This window comes from Ketobacter sp. GenoA1, assembly GCF_003671475.1.
GTDB lineage: Bacteria > Pseudomonadota > Gammaproteobacteria > Pseudomonadales > Ketobacteraceae > Ketobacter.
In genome coordinates this window covers 450,647-474,673 of record NZ_RCHM01000045.1, presented here as the reverse complement: position 1 = coordinate 474,673, position 24,027 = coordinate 450,647, and the positions used below count along the sequence as shown (strand labels likewise).

Sequence of the window (24,027 nt, the reverse complement as noted above, 5' to 3'; positions counted from 1 at the left end):
CCGTTATTGAATCCAGCTGTACCCTTTTTCTTCCAGTTCCAATGCCAGTTCGCGGCCACCGGACTTGACAATTTTTCCGCCTGCCAGAACGTGTACGTAATCGGGCACAATGTAGTTGAGCAGGCGCTGATAGTGGGTTACGACAATGAAGCTGCGTGCCTCATTGCGCAGGGCGTTAACCCCTTCCGCCGCCACCTGCAATGCATCAATGTCGAGACCGGAATCGGTTTCATCCAGCAACGCCAGGCTGGGTTCCAGCAGCGCCATCTGCAGAATTTCGTTACGCTTTTTTTCGCCGCCGGAAAAGCCCTCGTTGACGCCCCGTTTCAGAAACTCCGGTTTCAGTTTCAGTTCCTTGCAGTGCTCGCGGGCCAGTTTCATAAACGCGGGGGCGTCCAGCTCGTCCTGGCCGCGGTGTTTACGCACGGCATCCACCGAAGCCTTCAGGAACTGCATATTGCTGACGCCGGGTATTTCCACCGGATACTGGAACGCCAGAAAAATGCCTTCCCGGGCCCGCTCTTCCGGTTCCAGTTCGAACAGGTCATTGCCCTTGAAGGTCACGCTGCCGCCAACCACCTGGTAATCGTCCCGGCCTGCCAGCACATTGGCCAGGGTACTTTTGCCTGAACCGTTGGGGCCCATGATGGCGTGGACTTCACCGGGTTTCACGGTCAGGGAAATGCCGTCGAGAATGGTCTTGCCATCCACTTCGGCCACCAGATCTTTCACTTCTAATAATGGGGTTGCACTCATGATTAACCTACTGCACCTTCCAGACTGACTTCCAGCAGCTTGCCGGCTTCCACCGCAAACTCCATGGGTAATTCTTTGAAAACTTCTTTACAGAAACCGTTCACGATCATGGAGACGGCTTTCTCTTCATCGATACCCCGTTGCCGGCACAGGAACAGTTGATCGTCACTCACCTTGGAGGTGGTGGCTTCGTGCTCCAGAATGGCATCGGGGTTTTTGTTTTCGATATAGGGGAATGTGTGGGCGCCACACTGATCACCGATCAGCAATGAATCACACTGGGTGTGATTGCGGGCACCGTCGGCCCTTGGCGAAATGCGGACCAGGCCACGGTAGGCGTTCTGGCTGCGGCCGGCGGAAATACCCTTGGAGACAATGGTGCTCTTGGTATTTTTGCCCAGGTGAATCATCTTGGTGCCGGTGTCCGCCTGTTGATAGCCGTTGGTGAGGGCCACAGAATAGAATTCACCGATGCTGTTGTCGCCGCGCAGAATCACGCTGGGGTATTTCCAGGTAATGGCGGATCCGGTTTCCACCTGGGTCCAGGAAATTTTACTGTTGGCGCCGTCACAGACGCCGCGCTTGGTCACAAAGTTGTAGATGCCGCCTTTGCCGTTTTCATCACCGGGATACCAATTCTGGACGGTGGAATATTTGATGTCGGCGTTACCCAATGCCACCAGTTCCACCACCGCCGCGTGTAGCTGGTTTTCGTCGCGCATGGGCGCGGTGCAACCTTCCAGATAAGACACCTGGCTGCCCTCGTCCGCCACGATCAGGGTGCGCTCGAACTGGCCGGTATTGAGTTCATTGATGCGGAAATAGGTGGACAGCTCCATGGGGCAGCGGGTGTTCTTGGGGATGTAGACAAAGGAACCATCGCTGAACACCGCGGAGTTCAAGGCTGCGTAGAAGTTGTCCTGTTGCGGCACCACACTGCCCAGGTATTTCTGGATCAGCTCCGGATAATCCCGAATCGCTTCCGATATGGAGCAGAAAATGACGCCTGCCTTGGCCAGGTCATCCTTAAAGGTAGTGCCGATGGAGACACTGTCGAAGACGGCGTCCACCGCCACCCCCGCCAGTTTGGCGCGCTCATGGAGGGGGATGCCCAGCTTTTCGAAGGTCTCGAGAATCTCCGGATCCACCTCATCCAGGCTTTTGGGGCCGTCGTTTTTTGATTTCGGCGAGGAATAGTAGCTGATGGCATCGAAGTCCACCGGCGGGTGTTTGAGATGGGCCCAGGTGGGTATCTCCATTTCGCGCCATTTGCGGTAGGCTTCCAGACGCCATTCCAGCATCCATTCCGGCTCGTTCTTTTTCGCGGAAATAACGCGCACCACCTCTTCATTGAGGCCGGGAGGCAGGGTTTCGGATTCGATGTTGGTGACGAATCCTGCTTCATATTCACGACGGATCAAAGCATTTATTTCGTCGCTCATGGCGTGTCTCCGCTGATAGCTGGGCGTGCCGGGCTCGTGGCCGCACCTTGGGCGGGCACACGGCAAAAACCCTAAGCCAGTAAGGCTGGAGGGTTGGCAATCTGGTTTTAAAAAAGGATCTCTCTACGGCAAACCAGACTAAAATAGTCGGCTTTGAAAATCAATACCGATTTGGTATTCTTTCCGGGAATCCCACTCAAACCGGGCGCGCATTGTATGTTACGGATCAGCAAAATGACAGATTATGCATTGGTGATAATGAACCGGCTGGCGAAATCGCCGGTGCAGCAGCAGCGCATGGAAGAGTTGGCAGAGGCCACCAAGCTGGGCTTGCCGACGGTGCGTAAACTGATGCGGCAGCTGGTGGCTGCTGGACTGGTGCGCTCGGAACGGGGGGCGAAAGGGGGGTATCAACTGGCGCGGTTGCCGGAAATGATCAGCATTGCCCAGGTGGTGTCCGCCGTTGAAGGTCCGCTGGCCATTACGGAGTGCTGCGATGATGACGGCGGCTGTGAGCTGACCGATGGTTGTGAAGTGGCCTATCATATGCCCACCATCAACGAGTTGATTGCCCAGATCCTGAATACGATTTCGCTTACCGACATGGTGGGGATGGGGGCCGGGGTGCACCACAATGTGCAGACCATTTTGTCCCGTCTCACTGAACGCAATGCTCCTCCCCTGGTATAACGCTTGCCCGGGCAGGGTGGTACCAGCACCTGCTTTACACTTGCATTAGTGCCGCTTCTTTTTAGACTATCCCTTTTCGCTTTGCCCGCATGCTGTGTGGATGCGGTTACTAACACCCATTGAGTACCCATTAAGTAGAGAGACCCTATGAAACAATTAACCTGTGTGGTGGCCATGATGGCCGTACTTGGCGCATCCGGCTGTGCCCAGGACGGCAGTTTCGACAGCAATAAAGCCATGGCGGTGGGCATGGGCGTGGCCCAGGCGGTGACGCTGAACGAAGAAAGCGTCAAGCAGACTGCCAGCCTGGCGGCCAAGGAAATGGACAGCAAGAATCAGGTGGCCGGGGCGTCGAACCCTTATTCCCGCCGGCTGGAGAACATTACCGCCGGGCTGGATAATTACCGTGGGCTCAGCTTTGACTTCAAGGTGTACCTGGCGCCGGAAGTGAATGCCTTTGCCATGGCGGACGGCACCGTGCGGGTGTATTCAGGGTTGCTGGACGCCATGCCCGATGATCAGGTGTTGGCGGTAATTGGCCACGAAATCGGTCATGTTTACCACAAACACAGTTATGAGCAGATGCAGCAGAAGATTCTCACTGATTCCGCCATGCAGGCTGCGGTGTCCGTTGGAGGCACTGTGGGAGAACTGACCCAGGGACAGTTGGGCCAGCTTGCCTATGTAGCGGTGAACGCCCGCTTCTCCCAGCAGGATGAGCTGGAGTCGGATACCTTCGCGGTGAAAATGCTGAAGAATCTGGGCCAGGACCCCTATGCCATGAAGCGCGCCATCCAGACCCTGGAGTCAAAATACGGGTCCGACAGCAGTTTTCTCAGCTCCCATCCGTCCAATAAAGAACGTATCAAGCGCATCCAGAAGGCCATTGACCAGTTGTAGGCGCGACCCAGGGGCAGGAGTCATCAGCACAACCCTCTGAACCCGCTATACTTTTTGGGTCAACGGTACAGAGGAGTGGGGTGATGACATCTGCCTATCAGACGGTTTCCCGAGTGGCCAACGAGACTTACGGTCACGCCCGCCGGATCATGCCGCCGCAGCCCTGGTGGGATAACCTGGAGAGCAGCTTCCACAAGTTTCCCGACGATTTTGAGCTGGATTTGCCGACTCAGATCCTGGTGGACGGTACCGCCGGAATCGACTTGGCGGTGCGCACCGCAGTGGCATCCCTGGTGTCGGTGCTGGCGTTGCCGCTGTCGGCCAACCCCCTGCGTTTGATGCAGGATCTGGAGGACGGTGTGCTCTACCGCGAGCTGGCTTCCAGTCATCAGGTTGAGCGCTTTTTTGCCCCTCCCAACCGTCAGGTGGAGGTGCGGGAGCGCAAGGCCGGCTGGATTCATTTTCGCCCCCCCGACGGTCAGTGCCGGGAGCTGGTATTCCAGAGTCCGTTCGAACCGGTGAATCCGCGCCTGCGCCGACGCTATCTCAAGAATCGTCACAATCTGCAGGCGGTGGCCCAGTACTGGACCCACGATGACGGCCCGCGCCCCACCATTTGCGTGGTGCACGGCTTTATGGCCGATCCCTACTGGGTTAACAGCCTGTTTCTGGGGTTGCCCTGGTTCTACAGTCTGGGTTACGACATTCTGCTGTATACGCTGCCTTTCCATGGCCATCGCCAGGGGCCTTTCTCACCCTTCAGCGGGCATGGCTACTTTGCCAATGGGCTCTCTCATATCAGTGAAACAGTGGCCCACTCCATTTATGATTTCCGCCTGTTTCTGAACTATCTGGAACAACAGGGGGTGCCCCGGTTCGGGGTTACCGGAATCAGTCTGGGAGGCTATACCAGTGCCTTGCTGGCAGCAGTGGAAGAGCGTCTGCAGTTCAGCATTCCCAATGTGCCGGTGGTTTCCCTGTTCGATCTGATGTTGCAATGGTTTCCCGCCAGTGCGGTGATCAAAACCGGATTGCGCCTGAGCGGGGTATCCATCAAGGATGCCCGCCACATCATGGCGGTGCATTGTCCGCTCACCTATGAGCCGATTATTCCCAAGGAGCGCTTGATGATCATTGGTGGGGCCGGGGATCGGTTTGCGCCGCCCAAGCATGCCCGCCTGTTGTGGGATCACTGGGATCGTCCGGATATTCACTGGTTTCCGGGCAACCATATTCTGCACCTGGATCAGGGCAAGTATTTAAAGGACGTTGCCCGTTTTCTGCAGCGAATCGGCTTTGCGGACTAAGCTGAATCGGGCCACCGGTTACGGCGGCCTGCAGTGTTGCCGGGTGTGGTCAGTGGGCTTTGCGTTTTTCGCGTTCCTTCACTTTTAGATCGTGCAGTGCGTAGTAGATCACGTAGCCACCGACGGCAATGGTGCCGGCCAGCACCAGCAATCCTGCTATAACCGTTTCGTCTATGTACATGGCAATAGTCCCTCATTGATGTATTGTTGTGGTAACCAATAATCTAGCTCAGTGACGGGCTGACTTCACTGGTTTGGGACTAACGGGTCTAACGGCCGGGTTTGTTAGGCTTGCTGGTTGTTAACCTCATGACATGGGCCGGTATTAGGCGCTAGAGATAGGTGTTGACCCTGGATTTGGCTTCATATAGGCGGTCCGCCAGGGGTTTCGGTGTTTTGGCGATCCATTCGTCAGCCTGTGCATCCAGTTGCCGGCGCAGTTGTTCCAGGCGGCGTTTCTGGATTCTGGCTTTCAGCTCCAGGCGGGACAGTTCCCCGCTGAGTTTTTCCTTCTCGGTCATGACAATGGCGATCAGGTTGTGTCGGTTCACCTGGTCTGTGATACCGTATCGGCTGAGGTAGTAACCGGCGGTATCCAGTTGTTTCAGGCCGAAATTGGCAATGGGTTCAAGGTTCATGGCAGGTTTGCCTCGTAATGGTTCCTGGCGGCGAGTCAGGAAAGTGGTTAGCGAAAGAGTTGCTGCCAAGCTACGCTGAAAAATTAGAACTATCCACCTAACCGGCGGGTAGGGTAATCAAGAGACTAATTTCACCTAAAAAAAGCAAGGCGATTCATGTGGTTGCAAACTATACTGAATCTCTAAACACATGGAACCGAATAGGATTGGTGCTTGAAGGGGATCGACAGGCCTGGGCAAACAGGCCGGCGACTGCTTTGGGGGTTCGTGGCTTACCTTGGATTATTGATCAGTATTCCAGGGCACGCGGAAGAGGAAGCCCGGCTTAAAGCAGCCTTTATCTACAATTTTACCAAGTATGTGACCTGGCCCCTGTCCATAGAGCAGGCCAGCGGGAAGCTGCGTGTCTGCGTTCTGGGCAAAGAGGCCTTTACCGACGAGTTGTCCCAGTTGAGCGGCCGCGAGGTTCGAACTTTTTCACTGGAGGTGGTGCCGCTGCAGGTAGCGGATTCACTGGACGGCTGCCATGTGCTGTTTGTCTCCGGGGTGAATCCGCGCAAGGCACTCAACACCAGCATCACAATGCCGATTCTCACCATCAGTGATGAACCCGATTTTGTCAGCCGGGGGGGCATTATCGGCCTGGTAACCGAAGGTCGCCGCATCCGCTTTGATATCAACCTGGGCACCGCCCGGGAAGCACAGCTGCAAATCAGCTCACGTTTACTGCAATTGGCGAGAAGGGTGGAGTAGTCGTGCTGAAGTTACTGGGTTCGTTCTCCATCAAACAAAAATTAACCATGGTGATTCTGCTCACCATTTTTGCCGGCGTGGTATTGATCGGCATGTTCTTTATGGGCTACGAGCGCATGCAGAGCCGTGAACAACTGGTGCATGAGATCACGGTGGTTACCAAAGTATCCTATTCGCAAATAGTGGCTGCGCTGGCCTTTGAGGATCTGAATACGCTGCAGGAAAGCGCTAACAGCCTGGATTATGATTACACCATCGATGTGGTGTGTATCTACGATGGGGCGATGAACCTGAAAGCCCGTTCCTTTCCCGGAACCTCCCGCGCCGTGCCCTGTCCTGACAACCCTCATGCAGACAGCACCGGGTTCCTGCAGGACAAATATCACCATATTGAAGACATGTTCTCAGAGTCGATGCGGGTGGGCACGATTTTCATCAGCGCCAACATGGATTATGTGAACAGCCAGATGCAGCGTTACTTCTACATGATGTTGACTGCCCTGGGCATTATCTCGGCGGTGTCCGTGCTGGTGGCGATGGTGCTGCAGAAGGCGGTGACGGAACCCATTTTTGATCTGGCGAAAACGGCCACCAGCATCGCCAGGGACCGTGATTTCAGCCTGCGGGCAGACAAAATCAGTGATGATGAAATCGGTCAGATGGTGGATGCCTTCAATGCCATGCTGGCGGCTATTCAGCAGCGGGATCTGGAGTTGCTGTCCCATAAATCCGAGCTGGAATCGAAAGTGGAGGAAAGAACCGCAGAGTTGAAAGCCGCCAACCAGGAGCTGGAGGCGTTCAGCTATTCCGTGTCCCATGATTTGCGTTCGCCCCTGCGGGCCATCGATGGGTTCAGTCAGGCACTGCTGGAGGATTATGCGGATCAGCTGGACAGCGCTGCCATGGGGTATCTGGAACGGGTGCGCATGGCCAGTCAGCGCATGGGTGTGCTGATAGACAGTATGCTGTGGCTGTCTCGGGTTACCCGACAAGAGATCGTTACCCGCACGGTGGACTTCAGCCTTATGTGCGAGGAAGTGGTACGGGATATTCAGGATCGGGAACCGGCGCGGACGGTGTCTGTGACCGTACAGCCCAATATGAGTTTGCGCTGCGATTCCCGGCTGATGCGTATAGTGGTAACCAATCTGGTGGATAATGCCTTCAAATACACCCTATATACGGCGTTACCCAAGATCGAAATCGGTTGCAGGGAGGGTGTATATTACATTCGGGACAATGGCGCCGGCTTTGATATGCGTTATGTGGATAAGCTGTTTGGGGCCTTCCAGCGGCTGCACAGCAAAGATGAGTTTGAGGGCACCGGAATCGGCCTGGCTACGGTGGCTCGTGTGATACACCGTCATGGGGGGGATATTTGGGCCGAGAGTGAGGTGGGGGCAGGGGCGACGTTTTACTTCACTGTACCGTCGGATCGGTTCTGAGCGTTGTTAATTGTGTTTGAAAGCCGATCTAAACTCGTTGACTTGGTCTGTCCCAGATTATATTTTGACTGAATTGATTTCGTATTCTGGTAGTTGCTATCGGAATTGGCCGTTATGAGTAATATGACTATTCTACTAGTTGAAGACAATGCGGACGACGAGCTGCTAGCCTTGCGTGCGCTTAAAAAGACGGATGTGCCCAACGATGTCGTGGTAACACGGGATGGGCAGGAGGCGCTGGATTATATTTTTGGCCAGGGCAAGTTTCAGGGGCGTGATATCCGGTTGTTGCCGAAAGTGGTGTTTCTGGATTTGAAGCTGCCGAAACTGGATGGGTTGGAAGTTTTACGCAAAATCAGACAGGATGAGCGCACCAAAAGGCTGCCTGTGGTTTTGTTGACTTCATCCGATGAAGTGCAGGATATGAAGGCCGGCTACGACATTGGTGTTAACAGCTACATCAACAAACCGGTGGATTTTGACGAGTTTGTGTCCCAGGTTAAGTTACTTGGCCAGTACTGGTTGGGTGTAAACCGCGTTCCCGCTCTATACTAATAAAAAACATCGTCCAGGGGGATGATTTGGAACGCTTCCTCAAAGTGCTTATCGCAGATGATTCCGAAGACGACGCACTGCTATTGATCCGTGAGCTGCGCCGAGGCGGTTTGCGCTGCGAATTTGAACGGGTTGAGAATGCTCAAGGCCTCAAGGCCAGCCTGAATCGACAGGATTGGGATCTGGTGGTAACCGATCACAACATGCCCTCCTTCACCTCATCCGAAGCGCTAAAAATTACCAAGGCGGTTCAACCGGAAACGCCGGTTATTGTGGTATCCGGTGCCATCAGTGATGATGTGGCGGTCAATTCGATGAAATCCGGTGCGCAGGATTACATCATGAAGGACAACCTGGCGCGGCTGGTGCCGGTTGTGGAGCGCGAGCTGAGAGAAGCGCAACAGCGATCCGCTCACCGGGCCGCGGAAAAAAAAGTAGCGTATCTGGCCAATCATGATGTACTCACGGATCTGATCAATCGCGAGCAATTCAAGGTTCACCTGGAGCAAGCATTGACGTCGGCCCTGAATCATGGCGTGGAGCATGCGTTGGTGTACGTGGATCTGGACCAGTTCAAAATCATCAATGATACCTGCGGCCATCTGGCCGGGGATGAGTTGCTCAAGCAAATCGGTGTGTTGATAAAATCCATCCTCGGGGAAGCGGATTACATCTCACGCATGGGTGGGGACGAATTCGGTGTATTGTTGATGGACTGCACGTTGCAGGAAGCCATCGCCATGGCCGGCCGTATCCATGAAGCCATCAAGCAGCACCGTTTTTTATGGCATGAGCAAACGTTTACGGTGTCATCCTGTGTCGGGGTGGTGCAAATCAACGCCAGTAGTAGCACCGTGGAAGAATTGCTGGCCAGCGCCGATATGGCCTGCTTTGCAGCCAAGGACAAAGGGCGCAGTTACATTCAGGTATACGATCTGAATGATGAGGATCTGACGCAACGGCGGGATCAGATGCATTGGGCATCGCGCATTCGTCAGGCCCTGGATAACGACCAGTTTGTGTTGTACAAGCAAGCCATTGTCGGGTTGTCAGAGCCGGTGTGTCATTATGAGTTTCTGGTGCGCATGAAAGACGGTGAGCGTATCGTGCCGCCCGGGTTATTCATTCCTGCCGCAGAGCGTTTTAACCTGATGACGCTGATTGACCGTTGGGTTATCAATCATGCGTTTGCCTATGTTCAGAACAGCTTAAAGGCACAGAAGAACGTGCCGCCTGCGGTGCAGCATGACAATGAACATCAGGCCGGACTGTATTTTATCAATTTATCCGGATCCTCCCTCAATGACGAAGTGTTTTTCGATTTTGTCAAGGAATGCAAAACCCGTTATAGCATACCGGCAAATTGCATCTGTTTTGAGATTACCGAAACCACTGCCATTTCCAATATTGAATCTGCGTCGGTTTTTATTGCTGAAATTCGCGAATTGGGTTTTCTGTTTGCGCTGGACGATTTCGGCGTGGGCATGAGTTCCTTTGCTTATCTCAAGGCGATTCCGGTGGATGTTTTGAAAATTGACGGTGGGTTTGTACGTAATATGTTGGATGACGCAATGGATCTGGCCATTGTCAGCGCCTGCAACGCAATTGCACACTCTGCCGGTTTGAAAACAGTGGCGGAGTTTGTGGAAAACAGCGAAATTGAAATGCGTCTGCGGGAGTTGGGTGTGGACTATGCCCAGGGCTACGGAATCGAGAAACCCAGACCCTTGGATGATTAATCTGTCCTGCCGATGGTTGCCCAGGTCATCGTACCGGGGTCGCACATTGGGACTCTGCCTTACCCTGCTGATATTGTGCAATAGCCAGGCTGCGGAATACCCGGGTTCAGCACCTTTGCTGGCTATGTCCACAGTCTCGGTGGCTGAACCGGAGCCGGGGCAGGTGGCGATTCCCCACCCCCCATCCAACAGCTTTGCCCTGGACCCTGCGGAGCTGAATTCTGATCCATTTCACGACTATCCCCAGTTGAAAGACCAATACGTGCCCTATGTGGAGCCTGGTTACGTGGACAGAAGCGTGCGCTATCTGTTGAGTTCCAGGCGCTCCATTTCCTCTGCCGTGTCATTGATGGGAGAGCGCATGGATGCGTATTTTGCCGGCGAACAGTACGTGATTGAGGAAAACAATACCTACCTGCGGTTGCGGCTGTCGCAAAAATGGATTGAGGGGGGGCACCTGGAGCCGGAGATGGATTACAAATTCCGGCTGGATCTTCCCGGTACCAAAGAACGCTATCGCCTGGTGTTGGCGTACCAGGAGGATAACGAACAATCTTTGGAGGAGCGCACGATTCCCAGCGAGGCAGCGGGGCCGCCGCAGGAACAATCGCTGTTTGCCGGTTTGCTGCGTACTCTGGGCGATGTGGGCGGTGATTGGGAGACCAAGTTAAGTGCCGGTATTAAGGTGAAGCTGCCGCCGGACCCGTTTGTGAGGGCGGTGGGCAAACGTTTCGCGTCACTGGGGGAGCTGTGGGAATTTGAGTTGCGCAGTGGTGTGGAATGGTTTAATTCCAGCGGCGTGCACGCCGAAACCGATTTTATTTTTGAGCGTCTGGTGGGCGAGAATCTGCTGTTTCGTTCAGCCACCTTGTTTGATTGGCGGGATGAAGATGACACCTTGGAGTTCGGCCAGAAATGGAGCTTGTACGATGAACTCAGCCCGCGGGACGCCATTGCCTATCATTTAGGGGTTTACGGTAACAGCTATAGCCATTCCAGGATCAATACCTATTTCATCAGTGCCGATTACCGCCGGGATCTTTATAAGGATTGGTTATATATGAACCTGGTTCCGGAGTTGGCGTTTCCCCGCAAAGAAGGCTTCAGTGGCGTGGCGTCCATTACGGTGTCTTTCGAGATTTTCTTCCGTTAAGCAGGGCTGTATCCGGTTTTCTGGCCCCGCGGTTTCCCCGCCACCCATACCCCCAAGTTTTCTGCAACTAAACCGCTTCGTTGCTATAGTGATATTAATGGAGAAGTATGCGGGAAACCTTCTGAATCAATGAACTACCTGAAACCCATCCTCGCTTGGGTACTGTGTCTGAGCCTGGTCAGCTGCAGCTCAAATGATAATCGCCCTTTGAAAGTGGCAACTAACCTATGGCCCGGTTACGAGCCACTGTATCTTGCCCAGTACCTGGGTGTTTTCCACCAGGACATTGAAGTCATTCAATTGTCTTCTGCCACGGAAGTCATGCGGGCGATGGCTCACGGCAATCTGGATGCGGCCGCCTTGACCCTCGATGAAGTGATCAGTTTGAGGGCGGGAGGGCTCGACATTGAGCCGATCCTGGTGTTGGACTACTCCCGCGGCGGGGATGCCATAGTGACGCTGCAGCCGAAACGGGATTCGTTGGTGGGCATGCGCGTGGGGGTAGAGAACACCGCCCTGGGTGCCATCGTACTGTCAGAGGCGCTGAATCAGGCGGGGCTGACATTTGACGATGTGGTCATCATCAACGTCAGCCCCGATGAACACGAAAAAGCGCTGTTACAAGAGAAGCTGGATGCGGTGGTGACCTTTGAGCCGGTGCGCACCCGCTTGCTGCGCCAGGGTGCTAAGGTGCTGTTTGATACCCGGCAGGCGCCGGATCTGGTGGTGGATATGCTGGTTGCACGACGTTCCGCCCTTGAGGCCCGCCCCCAGCGCTTCAAGCAACTGGTGGCCGGCTATCTCAAAGCCCGTCACTACATGCAGACCAATCAGAGTGAGGCGGAGGTCTTTTTCAGTAAGCGCTTAAGCCTGGACCGAGATCAGTTGCAACAGGCATTCGAGGGTTTGTATCTGCCTACGTTGCAAGATAATCGGGAATGGTTCAGCGGCCAACCCAGTACCTATCACCAGGTGTTTGAGCGCATTTTGGGTATCATGCAGGCCCGGGGGCTGGTAGAGGGCGATCCGCTGCCGGGTGACCCGCCGTCTTGGCTGCTGGAGGTATCCGGTTGAGGTATTTCAGGCACTCGCTGGCTTGGGTGGTGGTGGGGGTGATCTCCACCAGTTTCATGCTGTTGTCGGCGCTGTTTTCTTTCAACCAGTATGCAGTGCTGAAGCAGCACGCATTCGAGGAAGCCAGGGTTAATCTAAAAACCATTTTGATGGTGGCCCAGGCCCGCTTTGACAAGGAATTCCGTCAGGGCGATCTGGAAAGTGTCGAGCGCGAAGTAATGGCCTTGAATCTGTTGGATGATGTGCGGTTGTCGGCGGTGATCAAATCGGACGGTGTCGTTAAATACTCTTCCAGTTTCGTGGTGCTCAATCAACCCGCTGCGAGTCAACTGCCGCAGTTTGATGAAAACGTATTTCGTCGCGTCATTGAGAACCGCGCTCCGGTGATCACTACCAATACGGAACACGATATTCTGTTTGCCTACTATCCCCTGGTGATGAGCTTCAAGGATGTTGGTTTGCGCCCGGACACGGTGGGTGGATTGTACGTGGAATGGAGCCTGTATCGTCCCTATCTCAATATCCGTAATACGGTCTGGCAAAACCTCATGTTCCTGTGGGGCATCATGGCACTGGTTTTGGCGACACTATTGGTGGTGCTGAAGATGATTGTCCTGTCGCCCCTGCAGGCGCTGACCCGCAAAGCCGACCGGGTTGCGTCCGGTCAGGAAATCGAAGTGTTTCACCCCAAGGGCTTTGCGGAGCTAGGCGAGCTGGCGTCTGCACTCAATCGAATGAATCGAAACCTGATGCAGAGCCTGAACGACGTCAAGATCAGTGAACAACGCTGGGTGTTTGCATTGGAAGGTGCTGGAGATGGTGTTCAGGACTGGAATCTGCGTACGGGCAAAACCTACTTTTCCTCCCAGTTCAAAACCATGATGGGTTTCAGTCTGGGCTCCAGTGTCAGTTGGGATGATTGGAAGAACCTGGTGATGGCCGATGACTGGCCGTTTGTAGAGCGTAAGATACAACGCCACATTCAGGGTTTGTCGGATCTGTGCCGCATTGAATACTGCATTCGCCACCGCAACGGTGAGGCTCGTTTTATTCTGATGCGTGGAAAGGTGGTGGATTTTGACGCCGATGGCCGCGCTGTTCGATTCATTGCCACCCACAGTGATATCACATCACAGCGCCGGACCGAGGATGCGTTACGCAGCAGTGAAGAGAAGTACCGAATGCTGTTTGATATGGCCCAGGAAGGCATCTGGGTGCTGGATGCGAATGGATATACAACGCTGGTGAACGATTCTCTGGCGGATATTCTTGGTTATGAAAAAGAGGACATCGTAGGTCAGTCCATTTTGGACTTTGTCGACCCCAGTAACCGTACCCGCCTGCAGGAAGCAATAACTGAAGGGGTTCAGACCAGGGTTGTGCATCAGGACTATGAGTTTGTGTCCCGAACCGGTCGCCGTATTCATGTCACCATTAAAGCGGCGGCGTTGTATGATTCTGCCGGTCAATACGCCGGCAGAATTGTCGGTGTGATGGACATAACGGAGCGTAAGCGGGCAGAGGAACGCATTCGTCAACAGGTGTTGTATGATGAACTGACGCGGTTGCCGAACCGGCGCATGCTTAATGACCAGCTCAGCCAGGAGCAGGCCCGGGCCATCCGCCATGGTCACTGTGGGGCATTGTTGTTTATCGATCTGGATCATTTCAAAAATATCAATGATTCTTTGGGGCACCCCATTGGCGACGGATTGCTGATTGCGATTGCCGAACGTCTGCGCCAGGTGATACGCGAAGAAGATACATTGGCGCGCCTGGGAGGAGACGAGTTCGTGGTGCTGCTGCCGGAGCTGAACGATGATACGTCCAAGGCAGCATCCATGGCACGCAATGTGGCGCTGAAAGTGCAGTCGGCGTTGGCGGAGGCCTTTGATGTTTCGGGCCATAAGCTCAACATTGGTTGCAGTATCGGCATTGCCCTGTATCCACTGGATCAGGATACCATCCACGATATTATGAAGCAGGCGGATGCCGCCATGTATCGTGCCAAAGAGGAAGGCCGAAGCGCCGTTTGTATATTCAGCAAGGAAATGCACCAGCAGATTGAACAGAATCTCAGGTTGCAGATGCTGTTGCCGGGCGCATTGGAGGAAGAACAGTTTATTCTGTATTTCCAGCCGCAGTTTAATGAACGCAGTGAGCTGATTGGTGCCGAAGTCCTGTTGCGCTGGGAAGAACCCACTCTGGGGTTTGTAAGGCCGGATCTGTTTATTCGGGCGGCAGAGGAAAGCGGTCAGATTATTCCTCTGGGTGATTGGGTGTTGCGCAAAGCCTGTCAACAGATGGCTCAATGGCGGGCAAAGGGTCTACCCGACAGTTTTGACCGTTTGGCAATTAACATCAGTGCCCGGCAGTTTTCCCAGGATGATTTTGCGTTGAAGGTGGAGGCGTTTACCAAGGAAGCCAATATCAGCCCCAACGATTTGGAGTTGGAAATCACCGAAAGCATGTTGTTGCACCACCTGGATCAGGTGGTGGAGAAGATGCGCCTGCTTAACCGCATGGGTTTTTATATTGCCCTTGATGATTTTGGTACCGGCTATTCATCGCTGTCTTATTTGCGAGAGCTGCCCTTGCATAAACTCAAGATCGACCAGGCCTTCGTGCGTGATATTCGCAGCGATAAGAATGACCGGGTTATCGTGGAAACCATTATCGCCATGGCGCGCTTGATGGAGCTGGATGTCATTGCCGAAGGTGTGGAAGAGGAATACCAGCTCAACTTCCTGAAGGAAAAGGGGTGTTATCAGTACCAGGGTTATTACTTTGACAAACCGGTGCCGGCGGAGGTGTTTTACGACACCTGGGTAGCCAACCGCAATGCCCAACAGCGCTGAAACTGTGCCTAACCAGTACCCTGGCTGCGCTGACGCAGCAACAGTGCTTTTTCTGTTTCGAATTCTTCCGCGGTTAATGCGCCTTGATCGAGCAACTGCTTCAGCTGACTTAAGCGTTCCAGATAATGTTGCTGGGGCAGGCTATGTGTGCTGGTATCGTCTTTATCCACCAACCCCAGCCATTGTCCCAGCTTCCTTGCCATCAGTTTGATGGCCCGAAAGATTTTCGGCAGCAGCCAGATTGCCAGGGCGAGGAACACCAGCAACAGCAGCAGGAACAGGACCGGATGATTCAGGGCCGCCCACAGCCCGGCCAGTACCAGCACGTCTTCACTGAATGAAGCAATCCAATTGGTCACCGGTTCCGGAGAGGTGTTGATCAGTAAGCGGGTTCCGGCCTTGGTGGCGTGTGAGGTGGCCGCCATGCCGCCGCCGAGTATGCCGGCGGCGATTTCCAGGGTGGGTGTCACATCGCCCACCGCCCCTGCCGCCAGCATGGCCCCCGCCGGAATGCGCACAAAGGTGTGCAGGGTATCCCAGCCGGAATCCACCCCCGGAGTTTTATCGGCAAAGAACTCAACCGCGTACATGGCGCCGGCGGCCATGATCACCAAAGGGTCCTGCAGGGCCCTGAGATCCGGCGGCAAATCGATATTACCGGTGGCACCGCCCACACCCAGCACCAGCAGGGCGGCATAGAGATTGATGCCGCTGGCCCAGGACAGTCCCATGGTCAGCGCAATGGTATTGATAAGTGCCTGATATTCTTCCACGTGTGCCTCTTGTACAATTTATCGCGATGGGGGCCGAGCCGCCTATACCAGTGTGCTGATTTTAACCTTAACCGAGCCTGAATGGGATCGCTAACCTAACCATGTCACTGCCGATGGGATTGTTGTCATTTTTTGCCGGATTGGGGTTGTTCCTTTATGGGATGGCGCAACTTGAAGCGGCGCTGGGGGCCCTCAGCAGTGCCTCGTTCCGGCGTTTTCTGCGTCGTTCCACCGGCCATCCATTGACCTCGCTGTTAGGGGGTACCCTCACCACCATGTTGGTGCAAAGCAGTTCCATGGTGGGATTGATGATGATGGCGTTGGTGGGGGCCGGCGTGCTGCCGCTGGCCAACGCGGTGGGGGTAGTGCTGGGGGCCAACCTGGGGACCACCTTTACCGGCTGGATCGTGACCACACTGGGCTTCAAGCTGGATCTGGCGGCGTTGGCCTTCCCCAGTATGGGGGCCGGTGCCCTGTGGTGCGTATTGTTGTCCCGCAGCGAACCCTGGCTGGCCTGGGGGCGCCTGGTGCTGGGTCTGGGCATGTTGTTGTTCGGGCTGGGGGCCATGAAAAGCAGCATGGAGCAGGTGGCCGGGTTGCTGGATGTTGCGGTTCTGCAGGGTTATCCGGCCATTGTGTACTTACTGGTGGGGGTGCTGTTTACCGCCATGATTCAGTCCAGCTCCGCCACCATGATGATTACGCTCAGTGCGCTGCACGCCGGCATTGTGGACCTGCCGTCGGCTGCGGCTTTGGTCATCGGCGCCGACCTGGGTACTACCAGTACGCTGGCCCTGGGGGGAATTGGTGCCACCGCCATCAAGAAGCAATTGGCCCTGGCGCATGTACTGATCAATGTGGTGACCGCGGGCCTGGCGTTCGCGTTGCTGCCGTTGTTGTTGGGGCTGATCAGCGATTGGGGGCTGGAGGATCCGCTGTACAGTCTGGTGGCGTTTCACAGTGGCTTCAATGCCATCGGTATTCTGTTGTTGTTGCCTTTTGTGAAACCGTTTTCCCGATTTTTGGAAACCTGTTTTGCCGGTGACCAGGAAGAGGTCCGTACCTACATTCAGAGTGTCCCGGCTAATATGGTCAGTGAAGCGGTGCTGGCGGTGGCCAAGGAGGTGGAGTGCCTGTTGCTGAAAGTGATGGCGTTGAGCCTGCGCGATTTGAAGGTGGAAACCGGCAGTTTGCGTATCGGCGGCGAGTTGCAGCGGCGTCTTGATTTGGCGTTTGCCAGTGGGGTCAAATTTGAAGACTGTTATGATGAGATCAAAACGCTGGAAGGAGAAATCCTGGAGTTCTGCGGTGAGGTACAGGCGGGCAGTGTGGCACCGGATCAGGTCAAACAACTGCATCGCTACCTGAGTGCGGCACGTCATGGCGTTTACGCAGCCAAAGCCATGAAAGATATTCGTGAAAACCTGGTGGCGTTGCGTCACGGGGAACAACCTGCTCTGACCGCCTTCTATCAGGCCAGGGTGGCGTTGCAAAAGCAACAGATCGGCGCGCTGTTGAACCTGTTGGTGACCCCCCATCAGAGCGGGCATTTACGGCAGGAACTCACCCGGGTGCGGGAAGCCAGTCGGCGTGATCATGAAGAATCAGAACATGCGCTGTTTGTGCAGGGGTTGCACCAGGACGCCGATGAGCGGGAAACATCAACGTTGTTGAATGTGAATCGCGAATTGCGGGCGGCGGCTCAGAACATGTGCACCGCCATCGGTTTTTTGCGATTGCAGGAGGGTGATTTGGATGATTACTGAGTGCCGGGAAACGTTGTGGTTAAGTCTGTATACGATGGTCGCCAATGAAGTGTGCGCGTGTTCCCGTTTTGTTTTGCTCAATGGCGATTAATTGCCAAATTTGAATGCAGTCCACAGTTTCCGTTGTGATTTGTTTTTAGCATTCATCCCTTGAGACCAATGTGAGTTTCGGGGGATTCTCGGTGCCTGCACCAAAATTCAGACTGTCGATACTGGGCGTATTGAAAGGATTCGATACCGTCACAGTACAAAACAACTTAATCCGCCAGTTGCACTTGACGCCGCAACAAGTGGAATTGCTGCTGAGCAACCAGGCTGCGGCAACCCGCAAATTGATGGCGCACAAGGATGCGTTTCAATTGCAATCCGCCCTGCGCGAAGCGGGTGTTGATTGCGTGATCAAGCCGGTCCCGTTAGAAGGGCTGGCAGAGCGGGCCGAAACCTTCAGCCTGAACGGCAGTGCCGAGCCCAGCGCAGTGAACCGGGCTCCGGCAAGCCGGATTCAGCGCCCGTCGCCGGTACGCACCGGTCGCTCCGCGAATCAGCCGACCCCGTCCACCAAAGGTGCCATGAGTGTCTGGCCCATGGCGGCGTTGGTGATCTTGGTGGTGCTGGCCAGCTGGCTGTTCGAAGCGCCGGAGCGCGGCCTGGATGCCGCTTCTGCTCCACAGGTGGCTTCGGTTCTGGATTCGCGGGCCATCGACTGACTCACTGCAGGTGGCTGCCGTCGTCGGTGACCGCATAGAACAGGCAATCGCTTTTGGCGATGCTGGCATTGGTGGTGATCATAAACAGCTTCAAGGGTTGTGCCGGGTACAGGCGGTTGCCGTCCAGTTTTAGAATCTTGTCTTTAACATCAACCCCGGCGGGTGTGTTGATCACCAGCTTGTCCCAACTCTCCGGTTTGACCCAGCCCAGTTGTACTTCCTCGGTGATGCGGCCGAAGTTGTAATGCTCCACATTGGGCGGCAGGGTAATATCCGCGTATACGTCTTCCGCTTCGCTGTAGGTAATTCGGGCATCGTCACGCAGCTCCAGCCGCACCGGTTCGGTTAACACTTCCAGTTGCCAGTCCGCTGGCTGCGGCGTCAACACATCGTTGGCGGTGGCATAGCGCACCAGGCCCTCGTAGGCGATGTCGTCGGCGCGGGGGTCCTGGGCGCCGCCGCATTCAATGGTGACGGTGGGCACGTCACGCTCGCTGTATTCAAACAGCGCTCCCAGGCGCAAACCGGTGACCAGCATGCGCTTGGTGAACAGGCTGGTGAGGGCTTCGTGTTGGGCATCCTGTTTCATGGAGACGGCAAACGAAGGCCCCATGCCGGAGGTATTGTGAATGTCCACCAGGGCCTCGGGGTTCATCTCCTGCAGAATATCCAGGATGGCCTTGGCCAGACGGCCCTGATCACTCTCGAAGGGGGCCTTAAAACAGCGGTTTAAATCCCGGTCTTGAGGCAGGTGGCGATAGAAAAACGGGGGCTCATGCAGGGCCGTGCGCACCGAACCAAAAAAGCACAACAGGTCCACGGCCGGTTGTATGCCTTCTTGCAGAAAACGGAACATACCACGGGTGCCCGACGGTTCGTTGCCATGCAGCAGGGTACACACCGCGCGCTTGCGCTGGCGGTTGGCACCGGGAATGTGAATCAGGGTGGGGCCTGCCATTTCCTGCAGAAACGCCTCTACGGTTTCCCCCACCATATCGGCTGTGGGATTGTACCAATAGCGGATCAGCGGGCTTCCCAGGCTCATAATTCAGTACTCCATTGGCTGACAGGTTGGTGCGAATTGAAATGCCGGCGATAGCGCTCCAGCATCTGCTGAGTGGCCTCTGTGGCGGACAAACCGGATGCTCGCAGTTTGTGCAGCACAGTCAACTGCCACTGGGCGCCGTTGGTGCGTGCCGCAATCCGTTGGCGAATGTTGTTCATCAGGCGGTTTGTTTCTGCTGCCTCCATACCGGCTTGCTGCAATGCCTCCTCGGCCATGGGGACCAGGCGCTGGGCCAAATCCAGTACCTCATATTCCACCACTTTTATCTGGCTGGATGAAGGCCAGAGCAGGGTCGCTTCCAGTCCATGCTGGGCAGCACGGTAAAAATTGTGTTCAGCAAACTTGAATGGCAGAAGGTTGATTCGGTCGGGCATGGAATCGCGCAACGCCAGCGCACTGCCCAGCAGAAAGGCCCCGGTGGCACTCATGTCCTGCAAACTGGGGCCGGCGGGCAGGGCGCGCACCTCCATGCGCACGTGCCCGCCGTCGTGGTGATCGTAGATGGCCCGGTTCCAGGGCCAGGTGCTGCCCTGGTGCAATCTCAGCTCATGCAACTTGGGGAGCTTGCCCGCCGCCAGCTCCTGCAGCGGATCGTCTTCGTGCAACACGGGCATGATGGGTGGAAACAGTGCCACGCTGGATGCGAACAACTCCAGGGCACCCTGCCTGAGCCAGCCGTTACCAAAATACACCCGCGGCGGGTATTTGCGCTGGGCATGGTTTTCATCCCGGCAATCGATGGATTGCTTGAACAGCGCAATGCGGGTTTCCTGCCACAGCTCATGACCGAACAGCAGCGGCGAGTTGGCCGCCAGGGCCAGGGCGATGGGGGTGATCAACTGCACGGCATTGAAGCTGTTGGCAAAGTGCTCCGGGTTCAGCCGCCAGTGCAGCTGGAACGAGGTATTGGCCCCCTCCAGGGTGACATCATCCCAGGTCAGATTGAGCGGTGGCGTGCCATCAATGTGTACTTCGAACGGGGCGCCCCGCAGGCGCCGCAGGGCATTATCCATGGCCCGATAGCGGGGTTGATCCGTCATCATGTGGGCGCCGAACTGGCTTAAGGTTACGGTGGGCAGGATGCCGATGGGCAACAGCTGCGCGCCCAATGGCTCGGCAACTCGGTTGGTGGCGTCGATGGCGGTTTGCAGCTCCTGCTCGAACCCGCTAAACGGCCTGCCACGGAAGGGTTGTGGCTGCAGGTTGTATTCCAGGTTGAACCGATTCAACTCGGGTGTCAGTTGTGGGTTGCCGGCGGCTTTGAGAATGGCCTGGTTGCAGGGCACCGGGTTGCCCCCGGCATCCACCAAGTAAAACTCCAGTTCGGCACCCAGAGAATCCTCCCCCACACCAAATCCCGGTTGCTCCAGCAGCTGCTGCAGCGCTTTCAGGTTGTCGCGAATCTTGGCGTTAAAGTGCGCGAAGTCTTGCTCGCTGAAATGGTCTTGCCGAATCTCGATGCCCATATGCGGCCTATGTTTTGTGTGCCAGACGGCTTTCTCTTAAAGATGAATCAGTTAGCATGATGTGTCCATGCCTGACATCACCTGGTGCACACTTTTTAACGAGTATGGTTGAGTGAGCGGTTGTTAGGGCAGGGTAATAGTTGGTACTATCGTGCATATTTTGACAGGTGGCGCAGCAGTCTGATGAAAAAAACAATAACAAGAGTGGCCTGCGGGCTGTTGGTGGTGTTGCTGCTGGTGCTGGCCGCCGGGGTACACGCAGTGTGGCCGCTGCTGGCGTATCCGGTGGTGGATATTCAGATCAGCCGCCAGTCACCGCTGCCTTCGCAACCCAATGAGCAGTTTCTGGCGGGGGTGGGGGTCAGCGATATTACGCCTCCGGTGGGCATTCCCAAAATGGGCTATTCCGCCTGGGCACGGGATGCCGATGGCTTTCGCAATCGACTCAAGGCTCGGGCTTTTTATCTGAAACCGGTGAATGGCGAGCCGCTGATGGTGATACAGGCGGACCTGCCGGCCAGCTCGCTGGTGCTGCAGCGCCGGGTGGCCGAGCTGGTGGCAAGCCAGACCGATGTGGCGGTACACAACCTGAGTATTCATGCCACCCACACCCACAGTGGGCCGGGCCAGTATTTCTCCAGTGACTTCTACAATACCTTTGGTTCCAACCGGCCGGGGTTTGATATGGCGGTGTTTGAGTTTCTGGCAACGCAGATCGCCGATGCCGTGGTGCAGGCCTACCAGCAGCGGCGGCCGGCGAAGCTGGCCATTGGTCACACGGATCTGTACGGGGCCACCAAAAATCGAGCCATGGGGGCCTATGTGCGTAACGACACGGTGGTGGACAAGCAGCAGAACGACGCCGCCGCACTGCGGGCGGTAAATCCGCGGATCACCCTGGTGCGCCTGGATGGTCTGACCCAGGGTGGTGAATATCAACCCATGGGGGCCTTTTCAACGTTTGCCATTCACGGTACGGGCATACCGCCTTTTACACACCCTTATCATGGTGACGTCTGGGCAATCTTTGAGCGACAACTGGAAGCCAATATCCGCCAGCACTATCAGCCCCCCTGGCCTGTGGTGCACGGCCCGTTTGAAGCCAATCATGGGGATAACAATCCCAACTACCGGGCCGGGCTGCGCGGCGAGATTGAAACCCGCCGTATCGGCTTGGCATTGGCGGAACAGGCCTGGCAGCTTTTTACCACGCTGGATGCGCAGTTAACCGATCAGGTCGAGCTCACCAGCGCGCAACGTGAACTGGATTTGCTGGCATTGTCGCCGCAGCAGCGTGGCGGACTGTGTCAGCGGGCCATCGTGGGCACGGCAACCGTGGGCGCGGCGAAAAACGATGAAGTGTTTCCCATCAGTTATCTGCCGCCGTTTCAGCGCGGCTGGCCGGACGACGGTGATGACGACTGTCATGGGGAAAAGCGCTGGATGCTGTCGGCACTACAGGCCTGGGGCCTGGCGCCTGAGCGCTACCCACACCGGCTTGCCATCAGTGCGTTCCGCATCAATCAATTACTGGTGGTTGGCTTGCCTTTTGAGGTGACCTTCGAAGCCGGTAATCGCATGGCGGCTGCCGTGCAGAGTACAGCAGAGGAACTTCGGGCAGGTGTAGAGCAGGTGGTGATCAGCAGCCACACCAACGGGTTTTTCGGTTACAGCACCACTGGGGAGGAATACTCTGCCCAATGGTATGAGGGGGGCCACACCCTGTATGGCCCCCAAACCACGCCATTTCTCACCCGGCAGGCAGCCGCCTTGGCCGGTATTATGCTGCAACAGCCGGGCTATGCCGAGCTGCCGTCACAATGGCAGTTCAGCCTGGCCAGTGCCCAATACTTTCCGGCACCGGTGCCGCCCCAGGGCCAGCGGGTGCAGCTGATGCCGCCGCACTTTGTGGACGCCGCCGCCAATCAGGAGCCGTACTGGCAATGGCAGTTACTGGATGTGAATGTCAGTGCCATCCGCTTGCACGAGCCCCTGCTGGCCGTGGAGTACAGCGATGATGGAAAGCATTTTCAACCGTTGCGGGATGCGCAGAACACAGTGGTGGATGATCAGGGGCTGGATCTGCAGATCATTCATGATGGGCCCTCCGATGCCGGCATGGCCCGTTATTTCCTGCGTTGGTACAACCCGCAGATTGCCATACCGGGGCGCTGGTTCCGGTTCAGGGTGGCGGCGCGGGAAGGGCAGCAGGTGTTTTATTCCTCTGCCTTCCGTTGATGGCGGCTGATATGGCGGCTGGTGTGACGATTGGTTTGATTAGGGCGCGCCGGATTCCATTTGCGATTGCAGGTAATTCTCCAGCCCCACCTTGTTGATCAGCCCCAACTGGATTTCCAGCCAGTAAGCGTGATCCTCTTCGGTATCCTTTAACAGGCCCAGCAGAATGTCACGGGTCACGTAGTCCTGTTCCTGTTCACACAGGGCGATGACCGTCTTTAACTCGGCGTCCACCTCGTATTCCACGCGCAAATCACTTTCCAGCATGGCAACCACATCCGCTCCCACTTTGAAGCCTTTGCGTTGGGTCATGTCCGGGGTGCCCTGAAGAAACAGCATGCGCTCAATCAGGGCCGCCGCATGGCCTTTTTCATCGTCAAATTCATGGCTGATGCGCTCATATAATTTATGTAACCCCCAATCCTGATACATGCGGGAGTGAATAAAGTACTGGTCCATGGCCGCCAGTTCACTGGCCAACAGGCCGTTGAGGGCGTCGATGATTTTGGGATTGCCTTGCATGCCGGGCCCCTTGTGGGTGTGAAGCAGGTTGGTGATGGGATTCAATCAGTGGCTCAGTATAACCCTAATAAAGCTGGGGTAAAAATCCCGCGCCTTTCCCAGGAGGCGAGTCAGAGGAGGCGAGTCAGGTGTTGAGTCGGCTGTTGAGCAAGGTTAAATAGTAATCTGGTATCGATTTT

Annotated in this window: 21 protein-coding genes; 13 read left to right on the top strand and 8 right to left on the bottom strand. The window is 55.7% G+C overall.

Translation table 11 applies throughout. The features are described from left to right. Positions 1-3: 3 nt before the first annotated feature. Entirely contained in the window at positions 4-756 is a 753-nt protein-coding gene (gene sufC / locus D9N13_RS22580; RefSeq protein WP_290594240.1) for a Fe-S cluster assembly ATPase SufC, read from the bottom strand. A 2-nt stretch (positions 757-758) separates the two neighbouring features. Then, positions 759-2,198, bottom strand: a complete 1,440-nt coding sequence (gene sufB / locus D9N13_RS22575; RefSeq protein ID WP_290594239.1) for a Fe-S cluster assembly protein SufB — start codon at positions 2,196-2,198, stop codon at positions 759-761. A gap of 216 nt (positions 2,199-2,414) precedes the next feature. Between sufB and D9N13_RS22570 the strand changes: the two genes are divergently transcribed. The 3 genes from D9N13_RS22570 (at position 2,415) to D9N13_RS22560 (ending at position 5,095) form a co-directional block, all read left to right on the top strand. After that, a complete protein-coding gene (locus D9N13_RS22570; protein WP_290594238.1) occupies positions 2,415-2,888 on the top strand; it encodes an SUF system Fe-S cluster assembly regulator in 474 nt (157 codons plus the stop codon). A gap of 147 nt (positions 2,889-3,035) precedes the next feature. Next, positions 3,036-3,788, top strand: coding sequence for a M48 family metallopeptidase (locus D9N13_RS22565; protein ID WP_290594237.1), 753 nt, complete (start codon positions 3,036-3,038; stop codon positions 3,786-3,788). Between the two features lie 83 nt (positions 3,789-3,871). Continuing rightward, complete coding sequence (locus tag D9N13_RS22560; RefSeq protein WP_290594236.1) at positions 3,872-5,095, top strand: alpha/beta hydrolase family protein; 1,224 nt, start codon at positions 3,872-3,874, stop codon at positions 5,093-5,095. Positions 5,096-5,144: 49 nt separating this feature from the next. Here the strand turns inward: D9N13_RS22560 and D9N13_RS22555 are convergent, their stop codons facing one another. After that, complete coding sequence (locus D9N13_RS22555) at positions 5,145-5,276, bottom strand: hypothetical protein (protein ID WP_290594235.1); 132 nt, start codon at positions 5,274-5,276, stop codon at positions 5,145-5,147. 151 nt (positions 5,277-5,427) lie between these two features. Beyond that, on the bottom strand, positions 5,428-5,733 hold the full coding sequence (locus D9N13_RS22550) for a hypothetical protein (RefSeq protein ID WP_290594234.1): 306 nt from the start codon (positions 5,731-5,733) through the stop codon (positions 5,428-5,430). Positions 5,734-6,000: 267 nt separating this feature from the next. On the opposite strand from D9N13_RS22550, the gene D9N13_RS22545 reads away from it, so the two are divergent. The 7 genes from D9N13_RS22545 to D9N13_RS22515 all read left to right on the top strand — a co-directional run bounded on the left by D9N13_RS22545 (position 6,001) and on the right by D9N13_RS22515 (position 15,310). After that, a complete protein-coding gene (locus D9N13_RS22545) occupies positions 6,001-6,486 on the top strand; it encodes a YfiR family protein (RefSeq protein ID WP_290594233.1) in 486 nt (161 codons plus the stop codon). Between the two features lie 2 nt (positions 6,487-6,488). Then, positions 6,489-7,931, top strand: coding sequence for an ATP-binding protein (locus D9N13_RS22540; protein ID WP_290594232.1), 1,443 nt, complete (start codon positions 6,489-6,491; stop codon positions 7,929-7,931). Positions 7,932-8,045: 114 nt separating this feature from the next. Next, entirely contained in the window at positions 8,046-8,486 is a 441-nt protein-coding gene (locus tag D9N13_RS22535) for a response regulator (protein ID WP_290594231.1), read from the top strand. Between the two features lie 26 nt (positions 8,487-8,512). Beyond that, complete coding sequence (locus tag D9N13_RS22530; RefSeq protein WP_290594230.1) at positions 8,513-10,225, top strand: GGDEF domain-containing response regulator; 1,713 nt, start codon at positions 8,513-8,515, stop codon at positions 10,223-10,225. A gap of 124 nt (positions 10,226-10,349) precedes the next feature. Further along, positions 10,350-11,378, top strand: a complete 1,029-nt coding sequence (locus tag D9N13_RS22525) for a hypothetical protein (RefSeq protein ID WP_290594229.1) — start codon at positions 10,350-10,352, stop codon at positions 11,376-11,378. Between the two features lie 129 nt (positions 11,379-11,507). Beyond that, complete coding sequence (locus D9N13_RS22520; protein WP_290594228.1) at positions 11,508-12,452, top strand: ABC transporter substrate-binding protein; 945 nt, start codon at positions 11,508-11,510, stop codon at positions 12,450-12,452. After that, positions 12,449-15,310 (top strand): EAL domain-containing protein, encoded by a 2,862-nt coding sequence (locus tag D9N13_RS22515; RefSeq protein WP_290594227.1) that lies wholly within the window; start codon positions 12,449-12,451, stop codon positions 15,308-15,310. Before D9N13_RS22520 ends, D9N13_RS22515 begins: the two co-directional genes overlap by 4 nt. Positions 15,311-15,318: 8 nt before the next feature. On the opposite strand, the gene D9N13_RS22510 is transcribed toward D9N13_RS22515, so the two are convergent. Then, positions 15,319-16,083, bottom strand: coding sequence for a DUF4126 family protein (locus D9N13_RS22510; protein WP_290594226.1), 765 nt, complete (start codon positions 16,081-16,083; stop codon positions 15,319-15,321). A 101-nt stretch (positions 16,084-16,184) separates the two neighbouring features. Between D9N13_RS22510 and D9N13_RS22505 the strand changes: the two genes are divergently transcribed. Both D9N13_RS22505 and D9N13_RS22500 read left to right on the top strand, forming a co-directional pair. Beyond that, positions 16,185-17,849, top strand: a complete 1,665-nt coding sequence (locus D9N13_RS22505; RefSeq protein ID WP_290594225.1) for a Na/Pi cotransporter family protein — start codon at positions 16,185-16,187, stop codon at positions 17,847-17,849. 182 nt (positions 17,850-18,031) lie between these two features. Further along, positions 18,032-18,556 carry a hypothetical protein gene (locus D9N13_RS22500; protein WP_290594224.1) on the top strand — a complete coding sequence of 175 codons (525 nt, stop codon included), beginning with the start codon at positions 18,032-18,034 and terminating at the stop codon, positions 18,554-18,556. Position 18,557: 1 nt separating this feature from the next. On the opposite strand, the gene D9N13_RS22495 is transcribed toward D9N13_RS22500, so the two are convergent. Further along, positions 18,558-19,601, bottom strand: a complete 1,044-nt coding sequence (locus D9N13_RS22495; RefSeq protein ID WP_290594223.1) for a hypothetical protein — start codon at positions 19,599-19,601, stop codon at positions 18,558-18,560. Further along, the gene (locus tag D9N13_RS22490; RefSeq protein WP_290594222.1) at positions 19,598-21,088 is read right to left on the bottom strand and encodes a glutamate--cysteine ligase; all 1,491 of its coding nucleotides are present in this window, start codon (positions 21,086-21,088) and stop codon (positions 19,598-19,600) included. Before D9N13_RS22490 ends, D9N13_RS22495 begins: the two co-directional genes overlap by 4 nt. 183 nt (positions 21,089-21,271) lie before the next feature. Here D9N13_RS22490 and D9N13_RS22485 point away from each other — a divergent pair, with 183 nt between their 5' ends. Beyond that, positions 21,272-23,326 carry a neutral/alkaline non-lysosomal ceramidase N-terminal domain-containing protein gene (locus D9N13_RS22485; protein WP_290594221.1) on the top strand — a complete coding sequence of 685 codons (2,055 nt, stop codon included), beginning with the start codon at positions 21,272-21,274 and terminating at the stop codon, positions 23,324-23,326. Between the two features lie 39 nt (positions 23,327-23,365). On the opposite strand, the gene bfr is transcribed toward D9N13_RS22485, so the two are convergent. Next, the gene (gene bfr / locus D9N13_RS22480; RefSeq protein WP_290594220.1) at positions 23,366-23,848 is read right to left on the bottom strand and encodes a bacterioferritin; all 483 of its coding nucleotides are present in this window, start codon (positions 23,846-23,848) and stop codon (positions 23,366-23,368) included. Positions 23,849-24,027 lie beyond the last annotated feature (179 nt).

Excerpts from the sequence above, each read along its gene's own strand:
- sufC (WP_290594240.1), bottom strand. The coding sequence starts at position 756 with ATGAGTGCAACCCCATTATTAGAAGTGAAAGATCTGGTGGCCGAAGTG.
- sufB (WP_290594239.1), bottom strand. The coding sequence starts at position 2,198 with ATGAGCGACGAAATAAATGCTTTGATCCGTCGTGAATATGAAGCAGGA.
- D9N13_RS22570 (WP_290594238.1), top strand. The coding sequence starts at position 2,415 with ATGTTACGGATCAGCAAAATGACAGATTATGCATTGGTGATAATGAAC.
- D9N13_RS22565 (WP_290594237.1), top strand. The coding sequence starts at position 3,036 with ATGAAACAATTAACCTGTGTGGTGGCCATGATGGCCGTACTTGGCGCA.
- D9N13_RS22560 (WP_290594236.1), top strand. The coding sequence starts at position 3,872 with ATGACATCTGCCTATCAGACGGTTTCCCGAGTGGCCAACGAGACTTAC.
- D9N13_RS22555 (WP_290594235.1), bottom strand. The coding sequence starts at position 5,276 with ATGTACATAGACGAAACGGTTATAGCAGGATTGCTGGTGCTGGCCGGC.
- D9N13_RS22550 (WP_290594234.1), bottom strand. The coding sequence starts at position 5,733 with ATGAACCTTGAACCCATTGCCAATTTCGGCCTGAAACAACTGGATACC.
- D9N13_RS22535 (WP_290594231.1), top strand. The coding sequence starts at position 8,046 with ATGAGTAATATGACTATTCTACTAGTTGAAGACAATGCGGACGACGAG.
- D9N13_RS22525 (WP_290594229.1), top strand. The coding sequence starts at position 10,350 with ATGTCCACAGTCTCGGTGGCTGAACCGGAGCCGGGGCAGGTGGCGATT.
- D9N13_RS22520 (WP_290594228.1), top strand. The coding sequence starts at position 11,508 with ATGAACTACCTGAAACCCATCCTCGCTTGGGTACTGTGTCTGAGCCTG.
- D9N13_RS22505 (WP_290594225.1), top strand. The coding sequence starts at position 16,185 with ATGTCACTGCCGATGGGATTGTTGTCATTTTTTGCCGGATTGGGGTTG.
- D9N13_RS22495 (WP_290594223.1), bottom strand. The coding sequence starts at position 19,601 with ATGAGCCTGGGAAGCCCGCTGATCCGCTATTGGTACAATCCCACAGCC.
- D9N13_RS22490 (WP_290594222.1), bottom strand. The coding sequence starts at position 21,088 with ATGGGCATCGAGATTCGGCAAGACCATTTCAGCGAGCAAGACTTCGCG.
- D9N13_RS22485 (WP_290594221.1), top strand. The coding sequence starts at position 21,272 with ATGAAAAAAACAATAACAAGAGTGGCCTGCGGGCTGTTGGTGGTGTTG.
- bfr (WP_290594220.1), bottom strand. The coding sequence starts at position 23,848 with ATGCAAGGCAATCCCAAAATCATCGACGCCCTCAACGGCCTGTTGGCC.